The 17,694-nt window shown below is 56.0% G+C and carries 16 protein-coding genes; 12 read left to right on the top strand and 4 right to left on the bottom strand.

Annotated features, from left to right (window positions below):
• Position 1: 1 nt before the first annotated feature.
• The 5 genes from KDX30_RS15890 to argE are packed head-to-tail and all read left to right on the top strand — an operon-like array spanning position 2 to position 5,814.
• A complete protein-coding gene (locus KDX30_RS15890; RefSeq protein ID WP_231676860.1) occupies positions 2-1,846 on the top strand; it encodes an ABC transporter ATP-binding protein in 1,845 nt (614 codons plus the stop codon).
• A complete protein-coding gene (locus tag KDX30_RS15885) occupies positions 1,843-2,151 on the top strand; it encodes a (2Fe-2S)-binding protein (RefSeq protein WP_231676859.1) in 309 nt (102 codons plus the stop codon). The genes KDX30_RS15890 and KDX30_RS15885 overlap by 4 nt, the downstream gene beginning before the upstream one ends.
• Positions 2,133-3,509, top strand: coding sequence for an FAD/NAD(P)-dependent oxidoreductase (locus KDX30_RS15880; protein WP_231676858.1), 1,377 nt, complete (start codon positions 2,133-2,135; stop codon positions 3,507-3,509). Before KDX30_RS15885 ends, KDX30_RS15880 begins: the two co-directional genes overlap by 19 nt.
• Entirely contained in the window at positions 3,506-4,660 is a 1,155-nt protein-coding gene (locus KDX30_RS15875) for an NAD(P)/FAD-dependent oxidoreductase (protein ID WP_231667356.1), read from the top strand. Before KDX30_RS15880 ends, KDX30_RS15875 begins: the two co-directional genes overlap by 4 nt.
• Positions 4,657-5,814: an acetylornithine deacetylase gene (argE, locus tag KDX30_RS15870; RefSeq protein WP_122394613.1), complete on the top strand. Its 1,158-nt coding sequence runs from the start codon at positions 4,657-4,659 to the stop codon at positions 5,812-5,814. The genes KDX30_RS15875 and argE overlap by 4 nt, the downstream gene beginning before the upstream one ends.
• Before the next feature lie 155 nt (positions 5,815-5,969).
• Here argE and KDX30_RS15865 read toward each other — a convergent pair whose 3' ends face one another.
• From KDX30_RS15865 to KDX30_RS15850, 4 genes are all read right to left on the bottom strand, one after another.
• Positions 5,970-6,896 (bottom strand): 2-hydroxyacid dehydrogenase, encoded by a 927-nt coding sequence (locus KDX30_RS15865; RefSeq protein ID WP_027901151.1) that lies wholly within the window; start codon positions 6,894-6,896, stop codon positions 5,970-5,972.
• 422 nt (positions 6,897-7,318) lie between these two features.
• Positions 7,319-8,581 carry a 3-phosphoshikimate 1-carboxyvinyltransferase gene (gene aroA / locus KDX30_RS15860; RefSeq protein ID WP_231676857.1) on the bottom strand — a complete coding sequence of 421 codons (1,263 nt, stop codon included), beginning with the start codon at positions 8,579-8,581 and terminating at the stop codon, positions 7,319-7,321.
• A gap of 52 nt (positions 8,582-8,633) precedes the next feature.
• Positions 8,634-9,587: a GGDEF domain-containing protein gene (locus KDX30_RS15855; RefSeq protein ID WP_099268999.1), complete on the bottom strand. Its 954-nt coding sequence runs from the start codon at positions 9,585-9,587 to the stop codon at positions 8,634-8,636.
• Positions 9,588-9,590: 3 nt separating this feature from the next.
• Positions 9,591-10,589, bottom strand: a complete 999-nt coding sequence (locus KDX30_RS15850) for a response regulator (RefSeq protein ID WP_231676856.1) — start codon at positions 10,587-10,589, stop codon at positions 9,591-9,593.
• 646 nt (positions 10,590-11,235) lie between these two features.
• Here KDX30_RS15850 and KDX30_RS15845 point away from each other — a divergent pair.
• The 7 genes from KDX30_RS15845 (at position 11,236) to KDX30_RS15815 (ending at position 17,424) form a co-directional block, all read left to right on the top strand.
• The gene (locus KDX30_RS15845; protein WP_231676855.1) at positions 11,236-12,201 is read left to right on the top strand and encodes a glycosyltransferase family 2 protein; all 966 of its coding nucleotides are present in this window, start codon (positions 11,236-11,238) and stop codon (positions 12,199-12,201) included.
• 2 nt (positions 12,202-12,203) lie between these two features.
• Complete coding sequence (locus KDX30_RS15840) at positions 12,204-12,920, top strand: class I SAM-dependent methyltransferase (protein WP_231676854.1); 717 nt, start codon at positions 12,204-12,206, stop codon at positions 12,918-12,920.
• Between the two features lie 34 nt (positions 12,921-12,954).
• Positions 12,955-13,350: a GtrA family protein gene (locus KDX30_RS15835; RefSeq protein ID WP_264760298.1), complete on the top strand. Its 396-nt coding sequence runs from the start codon at positions 12,955-12,957 to the stop codon at positions 13,348-13,350.
• Between the two features lie 57 nt (positions 13,351-13,407).
• Entirely contained in the window at positions 13,408-14,910 is a 1,503-nt protein-coding gene (locus tag KDX30_RS15830) for a hypothetical protein (RefSeq protein ID WP_231676853.1), read from the top strand.
• Positions 14,911-15,254: 344 nt separating this feature from the next.
• A complete protein-coding gene (locus KDX30_RS15825; RefSeq protein ID WP_231676852.1) occupies positions 15,255-15,995 on the top strand; it encodes a PAS domain-containing protein in 741 nt (246 codons plus the stop codon).
• A gap of 12 nt (positions 15,996-16,007) precedes the next feature.
• Entirely contained in the window at positions 16,008-16,781 is a 774-nt protein-coding gene (locus KDX30_RS15820; protein WP_231676851.1) for a sensor histidine kinase, read from the top strand.
• Positions 16,771-17,424 carry a response regulator transcription factor gene (locus tag KDX30_RS15815; RefSeq protein WP_231676850.1) on the top strand — a complete coding sequence of 218 codons (654 nt, stop codon included), beginning with the start codon at positions 16,771-16,773 and terminating at the stop codon, positions 17,422-17,424. Before KDX30_RS15820 ends, KDX30_RS15815 begins: the two co-directional genes overlap by 11 nt.
• The last annotated feature ends 270 nt before the right edge of the window (positions 17,425-17,694 follow it).

Below are 17,694 nucleotides of genomic sequence, written 5' to 3'. Positions count from 1 at the left end.
TATGAGCCAATTGATCAAGGTCCAGGACCTGCGAGTCGTCGCCAGCGCAGACAGCGGCGACATTGAGATCGTCAAAGGCGTGAGCTTCGCCCTGGAAAAAGGTGAAGTGCTGGCGCTGATCGGTGAGTCCGGCTCTGGCAAAACCACGATTGCGTTGGCCTTGCTCGGCTATGCCCGACGCGGCTGCCGTCTGGCCAGTGGCACGGTGCAGATCGCCGAACACAACATGCTCGACTTGCCGGAAAGCATCCTGCAAGGGCTGCGCGGCAATCGGGTTTCGTACATTGCACAGAGCGCAGCCGCGGCCTTCAACCCGGCAAAAAGACTGATAGACCAGGTGATCGAAGGCGCGTTGATTCACGGGTTGGGCAAGCGCGCGGCGCTGGAAGCCAAAGCCATCGAACTGTTTCGCGACCTCTCGCTACCCAATCCGGAACAGATTGGTCAGCGCTTCCCGCACCAGGTCTCCGGCGGCCAACTGCAGCGGGTCATGGCGGCCATGGCACTGATCAGCGATCCGTTGCTAGTGATCCTTGACGAACCCACGACCGCACTGGACGTCACCACTCAGATCGATGTGTTGCGCGCTTTCAAGCGTGTGGTGCGTGAGCGCGGGGCGACGGCGGTCTACGTCTCTCACGACCTGGCCGTAGTGGCGCAAATGGCCGATCAGATTGTGGTACTCAAGGGTGGCCAGATCGTCGAGCAAAGCAACACCGCGGCGCTGCTCAAAGGCCCGGAGCATCCTTACACTCGAAGCCTGCTGGCCGCCGCAAGGCCGGATGCAACATTGCGCCCGGCCAGTGAGGTTGCACAAGACAAGCCGTTGCTGACCATCACGGGCATGTCTGCCGGTTATGGCAATAAAGACCTGCAGGGCAGGCCGATGATTCGCGTGCTGGAAGACATTGATCTGACCATCAACCGGGGTCAGGCGATCGGTGTAATTGGCGAGTCAGGCTCCGGCAAGTCCACCCTGGCTCGGGTCGTAGCCGGTTTACTCGATCCCGCGCGGGGCAGCTTGAAATTTGATGGCGAGCCGCTGTCAGGCGACCTGGCCGGTCGTACGGACGACCAGTTCCGGCGCATTCAAATGGTCTTCCAGAATGCCGACACCGCGCTGAATCCAATGCACAGCATCAGCACTATTCTCGGCCGCCCATTGAAGATGTACTTCAATCTCAAAGGGGCTGCCTTGCGCGAGCGTATCGATGAATTGCTCGATCTGGTGCGCCTGCCCCGGGACATGGCTGAACGACGCCCCGGCGAACTGTCTGGCGGACAAAAGCAGCGCGTCAATCTGGCTCGCGCACTGGCCGCCAAACCAGACCTGATCCTCTGCGATGAAGTGACGTCAGCACTGGACACTGTGGTCGGCGCAGCGATTCTCGAATTGCTGGGCGACTTGCGCCGGGAACTGGGTGTCTCCTATCTGTTCATCAGCCATGACATCTCCACCGTCCGGGCGTTGTGCGACGACATCGTGGTGATGTACAGCGGTCACAAGGTCGAAGAAGGCAGCCGCGAATCCTTCAGCCAGACACCGTTTCATCCCTACACCGACCTGCTTGTGCATTCGGTTCCCGAATTGCGTCAGGGTTGGCTGGAAACCTGCGGCACCACCACTTGCGGTACGCTGCCAACCATCAGCGCGCCGACCAACACACGGGAACTGTGTACCTTTTTGAACCGCTGCCCGCAACGCGTCGAAGGCCTGTGCAACCGCACCGCGCCGGGTCGCCGCGAGATCACTGGTGGCAGTCAGGTGCTCTGCCATCTGGACAGCGGCGAACTGCGGCAAAATCAACAAGAACTGGAAAACATGATCGTGGGGGCCTACGCATGAACGGGCGTTTTGTAAGGCTGGGCGAGCGCGACCGAACCACCGTGAATCTCGTGGTAGATGGCTCGCCGATTGAAGCGTTGCAAGGCGACACCTTGATGGTGGCGCTGCTGACCCAAGGCGTATCGCTGCGCCAGTCGGAGTTCGATCCGGGACGTCGCGCAGGGTTCTGTCTGATGGGCGCGTGTCAGGACTGTTGGGTCTGGACTCGCTCTGGGGAGCGTTTGCGTGCCTGCTCCAGCGAGGCCCGCGAGGGTCTGGATATTGTCACCACACAACCGGAGGCGACATGGCCACTCCACGGGTAGTCATTGTAGGGGCCGGACCAGCCGGTACACGTTGCGCACAGACGCTCCTCGCCGCCGGGATCAAACCGATCCTGATCGATGAAAATCGCCGCGATGGTGGGCAAATCTATCGTCGTCAGCCTGAAGGTTTCAAACGAGATTACGCGGCGCTGTACGGTTCCGAAGCCGACAAGGCGCGGGATCTGCACCAGAGCTTTGACCGCCTGCGCGAACACATCGACTACCGTCCCGACACGCTGGTCTGGAACCTCAGCCAGGGTCAACTGTGCTGCGTCCATCAGGGCCAGCATTCAGTTCTCAACTACGACGCGCTGATTCTCTGCACCGGTGCCACTGACCGGCTGATGCCCATCAACGGCTGGCAACTGGCCGGGACTTACAGCCTCGGCGGCGCGCAGATTGCACTCAAGGCGCAATCCGTTTCCATCGGCCACAAAGTCGTGTTCATGGGCAGCGGTCCTTTGTTATATCTGGTCGCCAGCCAATACGTGAAGGCCGGTGCCGAAGTCGCTGCGGTGCTGGACACCTCGCCGCTGAGCAAGCGGATCATGGCCACGCCCAAACTGCTGGCGCGCCCCGGCGTGCTGCTCGAAGGGATGAAGCTACTCGCGCGCCTGCGCAGCGCCAAGGTGCCGGTCCATTTGGGTGTCGAGCCTTTGCAGGTACTGGGCGACGCTCAGGCCGGTGTCAGTGGTGTGCGCTTCAAGGACGGCAAAGGCACCCCGCAACAGCTGGATTGCGACGCCGTGGCCCTGGGATATCACCTGCGACCGGAAACCCAACTGGCCGATCTGGCCGGGTGCCGCCTGCGCTTCGACGAGGTTTCCAGCCAGTGGCTGCTGGACGTCGATGAAGCAGGCCGCACCTCGGTCAGCGGTGTTTATGCCGCAGGCGACGGGGCGAAAATTCGTGGCGCGGACGCCGCTGAGCAAGCTGGGCGTCTGGCGGCGCTGGCAGTTCTGCAGGACCTGAAACTTCCGGTAGATGTCGCCGTGATGCAAACGCAAACGCGCCAGCTGGCCGTCATGGATCGCTTCCGGGTCGGGCTCGCCGAGGCCTTTCCATGGCCGTCGGCACAAGCCAGGGCGCTGCCTGACGAAGCGATTGTCTGCCGCTGCGAAATGATCAGCGCAGGCGAACTACGTGGCGTAGTCCAGGAAAAAGGTGCCTGTGAAGTCAACCGTGCCAAAGCCTTCAGCCGGGTGGGAATGGGCCGTTGCCAGGGGCGTTATTGTTCGCAGGCCGGGGCAGAAGTGATCGCCGCCGAAGCGGGCGTCGCCGTGGAGCTGGTCGGCCGTCAGCGTGGACAGGCACCGATCAAGCCGTTGTCGATGCTTACTGATGAGGTCGTGTCATGAAACAGCAAAAATCCGATGTACTGATTGTCGGCGGCGGCTTCATGGGCTCGGCTACGGCGTTTTTCCTGCGCCAGCGTGGCCAGTCGGTGACGTTGCTGGAACGCGACATGATCGGCCAGTACGCCAGCGGCGTTAACTTCGGCAACGTGCGGCGCCAGGGTCGTTTCCTGGGCCAACTGGAACTGGCCAACCGCTCCCGCGCCTTGTGGGGCCGTCTGCCGGAGCTGATTGGCGAGGATCTGGAGTTTCTGCCGAGCGGCCACATGCGCGTCTGCTATCGCGAGGATGAAATCGCCGAGCTGGAAGCCTATGCCGCAGCACCCGAAGCCCGCGAGCTGGACCTGCGTATTTACAGTGGCCGCGAACTGCATCAGCGTTTTCCATTCCTTGGGCCGGTGGTCAAAGGCGGCTCTTACGCGCCTCACGATGGTCACGCCAATCCACGGCTGGCGGCCCCCGCATTTGCCCGCGCAGCGATCCGCGCCGGAGCGCGCATTGAAGAACGCACTGAAGTCACCGAGGTGCAGAAAGTCGGCAGCCAGTTTGAAGTCACGACCCGCGACGGTCGGGTGTTCAGCGCCGATCAGTTGCTGATTACCGCAGGCGCCTGGGGACAAAAGCTGTCCACACAGTTCGGCGAGCCGGTGCCACTGGAAACGTTTGGCCCGCAGATGGCAGTCACCGAACCCGTGCCCTACGCCCTGCCAACGGTCATTGGCGTCTACACCAAAATCGCCGAGGAGGTGATTTATTTCCGCCAGATCCCCCGCGGCAACATCATCATTGGCGGCGGCTTTCGCAGCAAACCGGACATGGTCAACAAACGGGCCGTGGTCGAACCACGCAGCACCATCAATCAATTGCAGCAGATGCGGCGTTTATTGCCCGGCGTCGCCAACCTGAACATCATCCGGGTATGGAGCGGCATCGAAGGCTATCTTCCGGATTCGCTGCCAGTCATGGGCCGTAGCGGCAATGTCGATGGCCTGTTTTACGCGTTCGGCTTCTGCGGCCACGGCTTTCAGCTCGGCCCTGGTGTCGGCGATGTGATGGCCGAATTGCTCAGTACCGGCAGCACCAGCACCTCGATTGCGCCTTTCGATATCCGTCGCTTTGCCAGCGCCAGCAATCAACAGAGCAAAGCCTCATGAAGCCGCGTGTACGGGAGATATTCAACCGCCTGCTGGCATTCGATACCGTGTCATCTCAGCCGAACATGGCTCTCATTGAATACGTGCGGGATCTGCTGGCTGCCAAAGGGATTGACGCGCTGATCGTCAAGGATGAAACCGGGCTCAAAGCCAATCTGTTCGCCAGCACCGGACCAAAAGATCAGCCGGGGATTTTGCTCTCTGGCCACACCGATGTGGTGCCGGTCGCGGGCCAGGCCTGGACCATGCCAGCGTTTCAGGCCACCGAGCGCGACGGGCGGATTTACGGGCGCGGCAGTTGCGACATGAAGGGCTTCATCGCCTTGGCTATTGATTGCATGCTCGATGCCGCCGACCTGAACCTGACCCGCCCGCTGCAACTGGCGTTGTCCCACGACGAAGAAATCGGCTGCGTGGGTGTGCGACGCTTGCTGGACGTGTTGCATCTGGCGCCGCAACGGCCGTTTCTGTGCATCGTCGGTGAACCGACCAACATGCAGTTTGCGCTGGGTCACAAAGGTAAAAGCTCTTTCCGGACCTTCTGTCGCGGCCAGGAAGCGCACTCCTCTCTCGCACCGCTGGCCGTCAACGCCATTCATCTGGCAAGCGATTTCATTGCCTCGCTGCGTCTCAGTCAAAAGCAACTGCAACAACATGGCGCACAGGACGCCGACTACGACATTCCGTACAGCACGGTGCATGTCGGTCGGATCGACGGCGGCAAGGCGCTGAACATCGTGCCGAATCTTTGCACGCTGGATTTCGAACTGCGCAATCTCAATGCGGATGATCCAGAACTGTTTCTCGACCAGTTACGCGAACAGGCTGAAGCCATCGTTCACGAAGCACGCAAGGTCTCGGCAGTGGCCGCCATCGAGATCGAAACCCTGAACGAGTATCCCGGTCTGGACACTCATCCCAGCGTTGAAGCCGTGCGTTTGCTGCAAGCGTTTGCCCCGGCGGAAACCTCACGCGTCAAGGTGTCCTACGGTACCGAAGGCGGCCTGTTCGCTCAGCGTCTGAATGTTCCGGTTGTGGTCTGCGGCCCTGGTTCCATCGAGCAAGCGCACAAGCCGGACGAGTTTATCGAGGTCAGTCAAATGATTGCCGGGGAGAAATTTTTAGGCGGTTTGCTGGGATCGTTGATGCGTTGATGTGATCGCGATTCCTGTTGGAGAGATGTCCCTGTGGGAGCAGAGCTTGCTCGCGATAAGGCTGGAAGCTATTTACTTTAGATCGCATCCAGCCTTATCGCGGGCAAGCCCTGCTCCCACAGGGATTGTATTTACAGATCAATGTAGAATCGCCATCAATACCCCTGCCCGCGATCCACCTGACCCAGCATCGGCTCGCCACGCTCGAAGCGGCGAATGTTTTCCAGCAGGCCGGGGAACGCACTGTCAGGCTGGGTCATCGCAGCAATATGCGGCGTAAGCAGTATCTGCGGGTGATTCCAGAATGGATGCGCAGGATCAGCAGGCTCCTGTTGCAATACATCCAGCACTGCCGCGCTGAGCTGCCCGCTGTCCAGCACCTGCAGCAGATCCTGCTCAATCAAATGCCCACCGCGCCCCATGTTCACCAGCGCAGCGCCTTCAGGCATCTGCTCGAATAACTCGCGATTGAGAATGCCCGTGGTCTGCTCGGTCAACGGCAGTACGCATACCAGAATGTCGCACTGCCCCAGAAATGCGGACAACTGTGCGCTGCCCGCATAACACGCGACACCTTCAATCTGATGCTCACTGCGCGCCCAGCCCGATAACTCGAAGCCGAAATTCTGCAAGCTGGCGAGAATCTGTTGCGCCTGTAATCCCAGGCCCATGACACCGACTCGACGTTTGCTGGCTGGCACCAGCCGATGCGCCTGCCAATGGCTTTCAATCTGTTGCTGCCGATAACGCAACATGTCCCGGTGCAGGCTCAATACCGCGAAGCACGCGTATTCACACATGCCCCGACCAATCCCCGGATCCAGCAAGCGCACTACTGGCAATGTATCGGGAAGGCGGCTCAGATCCAGTTGATCGACACCCGCCGACAAGGCAAACACCACCTGCAAGTTCGGCAACAGAGTTTGCACGTCATCAGGGGCGAGCCAGGCGGCAAGGTAAGTGATGTCCTGCGGATCGCCAATATCAGGCCAGGCACGCCACTCGATATCGGGGGCATGTTCGGCAAACAGAGCCTTCCACTGCTCGCCCCTTGCGGGATCAGCTTTATAGAGCAACGCCATGAATGAGTCCTGAACGTGAAGGTGTCATTCATGATGCCTGAGATGCAAAGCAGCATTGGCTGAAAGGACCGCGTTTACGGCGTAGCGTGCTGTTTATGGGAGATGGCGCGACAGATTCAAGCATGTAAACGATGAACCTGTAGGAGCTGCCGAAGGCTGCGATTGCGGCCTGTCTGCTAAACAGCTTTCGCAGCTTTCGGCAGCCCTTATCAAACAACGAATAACTATCTGATTTAAATGCTTTTTACTGTAGGAGCGCTTGGTCTGGGAAGATAGCGACAGCAGAGGCGATAGAGTCATCGACTGACAGACCGAATCGCGGGCAAGCGCGCTCCTACAGGTCCTATGTTTGCCGTGAGACAGCGCGGTGTCATGGACAGCGGGACAGTTCCTACAGGAGAAGCATTTCGAGTCAAATAACCTCAATCCTGCCGCTGAACCTTGACCCCCAACGATTGCAACGCATCCCAATAACCGGGGTAGGTCTTGCCGACGCAGTCAGGGTCCTGAATCCGGATACCGGCGATTTTCAGTCCGGCGAGGGCGAAACACATGGCGATGCGGTGATCAGCGTGGGTATCGATCAACGCATCCACGGTGCGACCTGCCAACTGAGGATCGGCGTGGACGATCAGGTCGTCACCCTCTTCCACCGCCAGCCCCGGCGCAATGGCACACAAGCCGTGGGACAGCGCGGAGATGCGGTCACATTCCTTGACCCGCAGATTCGCGATGCCCACGAAGCGGACCGGCTGATTGTTGAAAGCTGCGAGCACGGCCAGTGTCGGAATCGCGTCCTGCATTTGCGAACCGTTGATAACGGACGGCATGTTCGGGAAACGCTCGATCAACTGACTGGCTAAGGCATCAGGCTGAGTGAAATCTTCAGTGGCGACACCCAGATCAATTGTACCGCCGGTGATGGCCTGCGCCGCCCATAAGTAAGTCGCTGCCGACGCATCCGGCTCGATATGAAAATCCGTCGCCTTGTAGCCGGTAGCCAGGACTTTCCAGGCGGTGTCGCTGATCACTTCGACTTCAGCACCAAAGGCTTTCATCGCGGCCAGTGTCAGGTCTACGTAACCGCGCGCGCCAATATCACTGCCGGTCAGCGCCACTTCAATTGGCCCCTTGCCACAGGCACCCGCCATCAACAGTGCCGAGACGTATTGGCTGGAAAGGTTACCGTCGATTTCGATACGCCCGGCCGCCAGACCGCCCTGCCCTTTGATCGCCACCGGTGGGCAGCCAGTCGGCGAGCTGACCTCGACGCCCATGCGCTGCAAGGCATCAACCAGTGGGCCGATTGGACGCTTGCGCATGTATTCGTCGCCATCAACGACAAAGTCACCCTGGAAGTTAGCCAGTGCCGCCGTCAGAAAACGCGTTGCAGTGCCCGCGTTACCCAGAAACAGCGCTTGTCCGGGCGCATGCCACTGGCCGTTGCTGGTGACCACAAAGGTGCTGTCGTCCGGCTCATCAACCTGCACGCCCATGAGGCGCAAGGCTTCTGACATCACGCGCGTGTCGTCACTCTTGAGCGCACCGCTCAAACGGCTGGTGCCTTTGGCCAGGCCAGCCAGCAACAGCGCGCGATTAGTGATGGATTTCGAGCCCGGCGGGCTCACACGCCCGATCAATGGCTGGTCGACAGGGGTTACGGTGAGAGTGGATTGTGGTCGCATGATGTCCGTGATCGTCGCCGGAAAAACACCGATGCTACCAGCAATCGGCGCCTTATTCGTCCACCGAAGCCTGATTGCGACCGTTTTTCTTCGCTTGATGAAGTGCCTGTTCGGCCCACGCAATGACAGTGCTGTAATCAGTCGTCGGCCTGGAGAGGTCAGCAGCGCCCAGGCTGATCGTGCACTTGATCGCGTGCCCTTCGTAATGCACGGTCTCAGCCTCGACCGCCAGACGCAGCCGCTCACAGAACACTGCAGCACCGGCCTTGTTGGTATCCGGCATCAGGACAGCAAACTCTTCGCCACCATAACGCCCGGCGATGTCTGCATTGCGGATATGGCTACGCAGGACCTCAGCGACACGCTGAATCACTTTATCGCCCGCCTGATGACCATACGTATCGTTGATCCGCTTGAGATGGTCGATATCACACATCACCAGCGAGGACACCGCGCCGTATCGGCTATGGCGGGCGTATTCAAGCTTGAGCAGCTCTTCCCAGTGACCCCGGTTATAGAGGCCGGTAAGACGGTCGGTGCTGGAAAGTTTCTGCAGTTCACTGTTGGCCGTCTGCAACAGATGCCGGTTACTGGCAACGTCGGTCACGTCGTAGATCACCAGACAGATATGGGTAATCTCGCTGGTGGTCGAGCGCAGCGGGAACATCGTGGTGTTCTGGTACATGAAGTCTTCCCGGCCAGTGATTGGCTGGTAATTCTTGAACCGCACCAGATATGGCCGCTGCTCCCAGATGGTGAACGCAGGCGTACCCAGAGTAATCACGTTGTCGACTTTCTTGCTGAACCACATCGGGTTGAGCTCAGGGAACAACTTGAAGATCGACTGTCCGGCCGCGTCATACGGCACCACGCCGGAGCGGTTTTCCATGAACGTATTCCAGACCTGGACCCGGTAGTCGCGGTCGAGCACTACGATCCCCACGTCGATGTTCTGGGTGACCGTCAGTAACCAATGAAGCTCTTTGATATCGATCTGATTACTCATGGGTCAGCTCATCAAGTACGCAAGTTTTTTAGTCAGACGGTCTACCGAATCTTCGGTGAACAGCATGAGCAAATCGAAGTTGATGCTATGCCCTTCAACGCTGTAGCTGATCTCTACGGCCAGGGTTTTCTGCCAGCGTGCCTGGTTGATCCGGATCAGGTCGTCAATCCCGCCCTGAGAACCCAACATCTGCGGGTGCCCCTGGGAGAACTCTACGTCGATCTGCTCGGCAATGCCGCTCAGGCAGGCACCGATCAGAATCGTGGACAGATCGAGGAGCATTTCCTCGTCGGTGTAATCCGCCGAGTCGCGATGCATCAGCGAGCCCATGTCCGCGATGTCCGAATCATGAAAAATCAACAACGCCTCGCCCGCGATGCCACCACCGATATACCCCTGACAGATGGCGGTCAACCGCTCACTGGTGTGTGCATCGGCCAACGCCATGTGCAGCTCACCCACTTCGAACATGTTGACGGTGGGTACCGGCAACTGCACGAACACGCCCAATACCTTGGCCAGCAAGGCTGCGGCCCGGCCCATGGCGACGTTGATGGTTTCGCGGAATGCATCCTGAAAGCTGATGATTGCGCCTGTCATGGCGGGCGCGATGGTAGGGACTGGCGCAGGCTCACCCAGCAAGCCCAATCGGGTCAGGGTGTTTTTCAGTTCATCGGGATCAGCCGGCTTTTTGATAAATGCCAGCGCGCCCAACTCCATGACGCGGCGCACAGCCTCGTCCTGAACGTCGCCGGAGACGACGATGATCTTCGCCTCAAGATTTTCTGCGCGAATCGCCGCCAGCGTCTGATAGCCATCCATGACCGGCATGGTCAAATCCAGCAGCATGACCTGGCCCAGTCCACGGCGCACCGCTTCAAGGCCTTCGAGCCCATTGGTCGCCTGCGTGACCGACACGCCCCACTCGGCAGGTAAAGCCCTGAGCAACTGCTTGCGGGCCATGTTCGAGTCGTCGCAAATCACCAAGGGAATCATCGGCATTGCATTGTTTCTCACTGCAAAAGAGTTCTGGCGCAAGTATCAGCGGGTTTGATTTCATGAGCGAGTGTTCGAACGGTATTGAACAAAGGCGTGTTAAACGATTTTTTCGGGTTTAACTGGCGTCAAATATTCGTTCAAATACTTGTTCGTGTTTTTGGATGCAATATTTGTGCTCAGATGTAGTATCGCTGCAAGAAGATACGGCCCTCGTTTGCGAGCGACCTCAAAATGCCCCCGTACAGCTCAGCGCTTCTCTGAGAAGCTTTTCATCCGTGGACTCTGTCCAGGTCGGCTCATCAGCCCAAAAATCGGATCGCCGTTTATACATATTCACTCTTCACTCGGTAGTTTTGTACCGGGCAATGTACCCTGATGAGCAAACGATTGCCAAAGAGGCAGACCGCCTTTATCCATACAGCTCCCCCCAATCGGTAGTTCTTCCATCCGACCGCAACACTCAGAACTTAACGGGACTCCAGCGAGAATCTGCCTCGACAAGCAGTAGTTGCGCACGTCTACGATCATCAGGAGAGCTTTATCTGCCGCAGATAGAAGATGACTCAAACCGGGCGACAAGGTAATATCGCGCAAATTTTTCAACTGATCTGGCGTGCAGTCAGGGATGTGTTCACGTACAGGGCAACGCATGTTGATGAATGAGTCGGACTCTAGCAACGCTGTCGCACTTTCGCTTGTAGTACCGGTATATAACGAAGCGGAAGCGGTTAGTATATTTATAGAAGCCGTCGGCAATGTATTTAATGGCGATGAGTCAGTTTCTCTCGAAATAATTTTCGTGAATGACGGCAGCCAGGATGAAACGCTGGAGCACCTGCAAGCTGCAATGCTTGTGGATTCACGCATAAGGATTGTCGATCTCAGCCGTAATTTTGGTAAAGAGGCGGCGCTTTCAGCCGGTCTGCAATACGCTACCGGACAGGTAATCGTCCCCCTGGATGTGGACCTTCAAGACCCTCCAGAGCTTATTCCTTCGATGATTGAAAAGTGGCGCGAAGGCTATGAAGTGGTATTGGGGCAGCGTGTTAATAGAGACTCTGATTCGTGGGCAAAACGCTCATCTGCTAATTTGTTCTATCGTGTTCACAACAAAATCGCCAGTCCAAAAATCCCGGAGAATGTCGGAGATTTTCGACTGATGGATCGCGGTGTCGTGGAGGCGCTAAAAGAGTTCCCTGAATCGCGTCGATTCATGAAAGGTCTCTTCGCATGGGTGGGCTTTCGTACAACGTCAATAGAGTATGCGAGACCTGAACGCTGCGCTGGGGAGAGCAAATTCAACGGGTGGAAACTTTGGAACTTTGCTCTGGAGGGCTTCACTAGTTTCAGCACTGACCCTTTACGGGTCTGGACCTATCTCGGGCTGACTTGCTCATTCATATCCTTTCTTTATGCATCTTTCATTGCAGTCAATGTGGTATTGCACGGTGTGGACGTGCCTGGATATGCATCACTAATGGTAGCGGTTACATTCCTGGGTGGGTTGCAATTGATTGGCATCGGTGTACTGGGTGAGTACCTCGGCAGAACTTATATTGAATCGAAACGACGTCCTATTTTTGTAGTACGTCGAACCTATGGAAGTAAGAAGTAATTATGGATCTTAAAGAGACTGACATTCTCGGCGCTGAAATCGGCCATCACTGGTATTACAATTCCAAAGTCAAAGCCATGGATAAATTTCTTGGCGACCTAGCTGTGAACAGAGTACTCGATGTGGGCGCTGGCTCAGGCTTTTTTTCGAGGCACTTGCTTGAAAACACCTCAGCAAGTGAAGCCTGGTGCGTCGATATCAGTTATGAAGCTGATGCTGATGAATCCGTCGCGGGAAAGCCAATATACTTGAGACGTTCATGCGGCCCTCTGGAAGCGGATCTGGTACTACTTATGGATGTTCTCGAGCATGTTGACGACGACATAGGCCTTTTGAAGGAATATGTAGACAAAGTGCCCCTTGGCTCCAGATTTCTCATGACAGTCCCGGCCTTTCAGTTTCTTTGGAGTGGGCATGACGATTTTTTGGATCACAAACGACGCTATACCCTCCCTCAACTTGAGTCGGTCGCCGCAGCAGCCGGCCTGAAAGTTTCAAAGGGCGCCTATTACTTTGGCGGAGTATTTCCAATCGCCGCTCTGCTAAGGATAATCGAACGCCTGAAACGCCGTAAGCAACACGCAGCATCGCAACTGGCTAAACATGGGCCTCTAGTGAATGGTGCACTCAAAGCTATCTGTAGTGCGGAACTACCCTTCATGGGGGTTAACCGGCTTGCTGGATTGACGGTATTTTGCATTGCCGAGAAAATAAAATAATGTACATTCAAGCATCTTTTTCTAGTTTCCAGCCATGACTAACGCGAACCACAAGCTTAAATCTCCAGGCCTAAGCAAGGCCCTCAGATTCGCAGTAACAGGGCTATTCATTACCCTACTTCATATCGCAGTGGCAATGCTAATGGTGGAGGTGCTAATCGCCAGCCCTTCAGTAGCAAATGGAGTTGCGTTCGGGGTATCAGCGCTGACCTCGTACATGATAAACACGCTATGGAGCTTCTCTGCCCGCCTGCAGGGTTACACCCTGATCAGGTTCATATGTGTTTCTCTGATCGGGTTTGCTGTCTCGATGTTGATCGCGCGATTGGCACAACAAGTAGGCTTGGATTATCGGATAGGCATAGCTGGAGTAGTGTTTATCGTTCCTGTGCTGACGTTTTTGCTACATAGCAAGTGGACTTATCGATAGAGTTGTATTGACGCCGGAGCAGGGATCGCAAGAGTACCTTCTCCCTTAGGATTGAACATGAATACGTGGACAAATTTTTTTATGATCAGCGGAAACATGAAAGAGCCTCGCTGGACTTTTATCAATGTTCTGCTAATCATTGCCGTGACGTCAACAACACTTCTCGGGCTGAGTGGCTTTTTTACCATGGGTACCGACCTGTGGGATGGAGTTATTGCCGCGCACGCTGTTAACATTGACCGGCCAGACATTTACCATGAGTGGTTTGGGGAGGCCGGACTATTTTTCACCCCCCTCATTTATGACGTTATTTATTATGGTCACGGGCTGATTGGGTACGAAAAGCTGGCAAAATTTTTTACTATATTATTTTTAGGCCTTGCATCAATAGAAGTATCTAAGATTATCAAGCGTTACTTTCAGGTACCGCCAAGTATCGCAAACTATGCAGCACTCCTATTTTTTCTCTCTCCTGCGTGGGTCCTGTATTACTCAAACATCTATCTCATGCATTCGTTCAGCCTATTCCTTACGCTGATATGCACACGCCACCTATTAGAGCGACGGCTTGTATGGCTGACCTTACCGGTCCTGCTGCTTTCTTTCCAACAATCGTCAGATGCTCCATTAGCGATTTCGCTGATTCTCCTTAGTAGCGTTTATATTCATACAAGCACCAAGGAGCGCATCATTAATGCAGCAGCCATCGTATTTATCGTTATAGGCTTCTTCCTACTGCGAAAACTATTTCCCACGCACGGACTTTACGCCAACTACAACAAAATAGACCCACAGAACATATTAAACATCAAAGACTATTTAAGGTACTTAAAATACTTCATCACCCTGTATTTCCCTTTTTTCGCAATAGCAACGGCGTTGATTATTTTCAGCCGAAATTTTATCATGGGTAAGAGCCTAGCCATTTTAATCGCAGGGATCATGCTGAACTGTGTTGCCTATGTTGCTGTTGGAAAAATTCCTTACTTTTCAGAAATAGGATCAATGCACGGTGAGTCGTTGAGATTTACATTTACCAGCACCGTCTTCGCGGCACTCCTGATACCTATCGTATGGCAAGCTTCAGCGTTCTACCCTAAAGTCAGAACCCCTATAATAGTCGCGCTGATGATTTATGCATGTACGATTAATATATTCGCTCATCAGGGAAAGATGAAAGAGGTACTTTTCCAGCGTGGCATGATTGCTGAGCTCATGAAAATTCCAGACCTACCCGAATGTGTAGTCAATATACATAGTGAAGGCGTCGCAGTATTGACAATATATGAATACGGAGATATTTTCTATAAAGCTTATGGAAAGACGGCACACCTTATTTTAGGGGCATCTCTATCTCCCCAAGATGACAGCAATAAACTTTACCAAGACTTTCCCACGGAAAGATATCGCTATAAATATTTCATTCCGCAGCAACAGCCGAGCTGTACCGTAGGGCTTAACGTCAAAACAAATCTTGCAAAACTACCACTACCAAGCACGCTATACCACTACTTTTCGGGTGACAACTCCGATATTGTCGACCTAAACCCCTTTCGCTAGAAGTTCATTAGCAAGCGGCCTCGCGTGTGGAGATCGCGACTCAATTGCGTAATTCTCCTTGAGCTGCTGAGTTTGCAACGCCTGACAAAACTTGAGTACTTCAGTAGGTGAAGCCGACGCAACGGAGGGCAGCAGAGAATCCATGCCATTCACCGCCCCATCGCAACCGACAGCACAAGCGTTCCAAAAATAACCATTCTGACTATAGGTTGAAACAACGGCGCCGCTTAAAATTCGTCTCACACTGGCACGCGGTCGTCGTTGTTTTTCCGTTGCGCCCATTCAAGGATCAGAAGCTGTCCAGTGCGGTTGTCGGCCAGCATTCAAGGGCATGATGCGTTCATATGAATACACCCGCTACGTTGCCTGCCGGGCATGCCGCTGCAGCCCCCAAAGCCCGCTCTTCATCCTTATTGCTTCGCCTGGGCGCTGTCGCCATTACCACTGCGGTGTTCATCATCGATACGGTGACTTCACTGGACGTTGCGGTGGCGGTGCTTTATGTCATGGTCATTCTGTTGTCGGTGAACATTTTCAGTCGCCATGGTTTGACTATCGTCGCCTTGAGCTGCCTGTTTCTGACGATCATTTCCTTTTTGCTGACCCACGGCCAGGACGCCGAGTTACCCGCCGTCGCCCGTTGCCTGGTGAGCATCGCCGCAATCGGAATTACCACTGTGCTGGCGCGCAGCAACAAGGCGGTCAATGACCGGTTACAGGAGCAGGTCTGCCTGCTCGCCGAGGCGCATCAGGCATTGCGTCGCAGCGAAGCTTTTCTGATTGATGCCCAGCGTCTGAGCCGGACCGGCAGCGTCGGCTTTCGGGTGCCTGATCTGGAGATGCACTGGTCGGAAGAAACTCAGCGGATTTTCGAGTACGAAGCGGGTGCTCACGCGTCCATAGACCGTGTCCTGCAAAGAACCCATCCCGATGACCTGGCCCTCGTGCTGGATTGCATTGCTCAGGCACGAAAACTGACCCCTGACCTGAGCGTCGAGCACCGTCTGCTGATGCCTGACGGACGCATCAAACATCTGCACATGCTCGCGCACCTGACCCACGATCAGGACGGCAACTGCGAATAGGTCGGGGCCTTGATGGACGTGACCGCGTCCAGGCAGGCCGAAGAAGCGCTGCACCGCTCACAGACCGAACTGGCCCATGTCACCCGCGTCACGACCCTGGGCGAACTGACCGCCTCGATTGCTCATGAAGTGAATCAACCTCTGGCGGCGGTCACGACCAACGCCGAAGCGTCGCTGCGCTGGCTCAATCGCAGAGAACCGGATATCACCGAAGCCGCGCAGGCACTGGAGCGCATTCTCAGTGAAACCTTCAGGGCCAGTGAAGTGATCCGGCGTATTCGCGCCTTGTCGCGTAAAGCCGACCCGCAAAGAGCCCCCGTGGACTTGCGGGAAATCATCGAGGACTCAGTGAGTCTGGTCGCTCGGGAAATCCAACGCGCCCGGGTCGAACTGGTGCAGGACATCGCCCGCGATGTACCCAGGGTCATGGGCGACCGCATTCAGTTGCAGCAAGTACTGGTCAATCTGTTGATCAACGGTATACAGGCCATGGGCGGCAATCAGGGCTCGCTACGCAAGATGAGCGTGCGCTTGCACCATGAGTCGCAAAATGAAGTAGTGGTAGAGGTGCGCGACAGTGGGCCGGGTATTCAGCCCGACGACATGGGACGTCTGTTCAATGCGTTTTTCACTACAAAACCTGAAGGCATGGGAATGGGATTGTCTATCTGCCGCTCGATCATCGACGCACACGGCGGCAGGATCTGGGCCCAGAGCAAGCTTGGCGAAGGGGCAGTGCTGCTTTTCGCCCTCCCCGGAGAACCAGAGCCTCCTCATGAACGATGACCATCCGATGAACCTGAGCGCTGTCAAAATCAGCCACGATCCGATCGTTTTCATCGTTGATGACGACGCAGCCCTGCGCGATGCGTTGAGCAGCCTGCTGCGCTCCATCGGCCTACGGGTCGAGACGTTCCCTTCCGTGGTCGACTTCACTCAGTTTCAGCGGCCGGATGTACCCAGTTGCCTGGTACTCGATGTTCGCCTGCAAGGCACCAGCGGTCTGGATTTCCAGAACGAACTGGTGCGCGCCAACATCGACCTGCCCATTGTGTTCATGACCGGCCACGGCGACATCGCCATGACGGTACGCGCCATGAAAGCGGGTGCCGTAGACTTCCTGGCCAAACCGCTCCGTGAGCAGGACTTGCTGAACGCAGTGTCTGCGGCGCTGGAAAAAGACAAAAGCGTTCGGCAGGCCAACAGGAACGTCCATGAAATACGCACTCGTTTCGAAACTCTGACGCCACGCGAGAAAGAGATCATGGCCCTGGCGGCTTCAGGCCTGATGAACAAACAGATCGCCGGTGAAATAGGCCTGAGCGAAATCACCGTCAAAATCCACCGCGGCCATGCCATGAAGAAAATGAACGCAAAGTCATTTGCGGAGCTGGTGCGCATGGCCGAGACGCTGGAGTTGGGGAAGTGATGTGGTACCTGGTCTGGGCCGCATTCCTGACGGCACAGATACATCCAATGTACCGGACCCTTCGCGAATAAATTCGCTCCCACGGATTTTCGTACGGCTTCAGGTTCATGAAGAGCCTGTGGGACCGAATTCATTCGGGAAGGCGGCATTCCTGACGACACAGCTACATCGAATGTACCGGACCCTTCGCGAATAAATTCGCTCCCACGGATTTTCGTACGGCTTCAGGTTCATGAAGAGCCTGTGGGACCGAATTCATTCGGGAAGGCG

Origin of the sequence: Pseudomonas quasicaspiana (genome assembly GCF_021147825.1) — a bacterium.
In the GTDB taxonomy this organism is placed as follows: domain Bacteria; phylum Pseudomonadota; class Gammaproteobacteria; order Pseudomonadales; family Pseudomonadaceae; genus Aquipseudomonas; species Aquipseudomonas quasicaspiana.
This window is presented reverse-complemented; position numbering and strand designations above follow the sequence as displayed.

Coding starts and splice junctions, on each gene's coding strand:
- aroA (WP_231676857.1), bottom strand. CDS start 8,581: ATGCGACCACAATCCACTCTCACCGTAACCCCTGTCGACCAGCCATTG.
- KDX30_RS15845 (WP_231676855.1), top strand. CDS start 11,236: ATGTTGATGAATGAGTCGGACTCTAGCAACGCTGTCGCACTTTCGCTT.
- KDX30_RS15885 (WP_231676859.1), top strand. CDS start 1,843: ATGAACGGGCGTTTTGTAAGGCTGGGCGAGCGCGACCGAACCACCGTG.
- KDX30_RS15830 (WP_231676853.1), top strand. CDS start 13,408: ATGAATACGTGGACAAATTTTTTTATGATCAGCGGAAACATGAAAGAG.
- KDX30_RS15865 (WP_027901151.1), bottom strand. CDS start 6,896: ATGGCGTTGCTCTATAAAGCTGATCCCGCAAGGGGCGAGCAGTGGAAG.
- KDX30_RS15890 (WP_231676860.1), top strand. CDS start 2: ATGAGCCAATTGATCAAGGTCCAGGACCTGCGAGTCGTCGCCAGCGCA.
- KDX30_RS15835 (WP_264760298.1), top strand. CDS start 12,955: ATGACTAACGCGAACCACAAGCTTAAATCTCCAGGCCTAAGCAAGGCC.
- KDX30_RS15875 (WP_231667356.1), top strand. CDS start 3,506: ATGAAACAGCAAAAATCCGATGTACTGATTGTCGGCGGCGGCTTCATG.
- KDX30_RS15840 (WP_231676854.1), top strand. CDS start 12,204: ATGGATCTTAAAGAGACTGACATTCTCGGCGCTGAAATCGGCCATCAC.
- KDX30_RS15855 (WP_099268999.1), bottom strand. CDS start 9,587: ATGAGTAATCAGATCGATATCAAAGAGCTTCATTGGTTACTGACGGTC.
- KDX30_RS15820 (WP_231676851.1), top strand. CDS start 16,008: ATGGACGTGACCGCGTCCAGGCAGGCCGAAGAAGCGCTGCACCGCTCA.
- KDX30_RS15815 (WP_231676850.1), top strand. CDS start 16,771: ATGAACGATGACCATCCGATGAACCTGAGCGCTGTCAAAATCAGCCAC.
- KDX30_RS15880 (WP_231676858.1), top strand. CDS start 2,133: ATGGCCACTCCACGGGTAGTCATTGTAGGGGCCGGACCAGCCGGTACA.
- KDX30_RS15850 (WP_231676856.1), bottom strand. CDS start 10,589: ATGCCGATGATTCCCTTGGTGATTTGCGACGACTCGAACATGGCCCGC.
- argE (WP_122394613.1), top strand. CDS start 4,657: ATGAAGCCGCGTGTACGGGAGATATTCAACCGCCTGCTGGCATTCGAT.
- KDX30_RS15825 (WP_231676852.1), top strand. CDS start 15,255: ATGAATACACCCGCTACGTTGCCTGCCGGGCATGCCGCTGCAGCCCCC.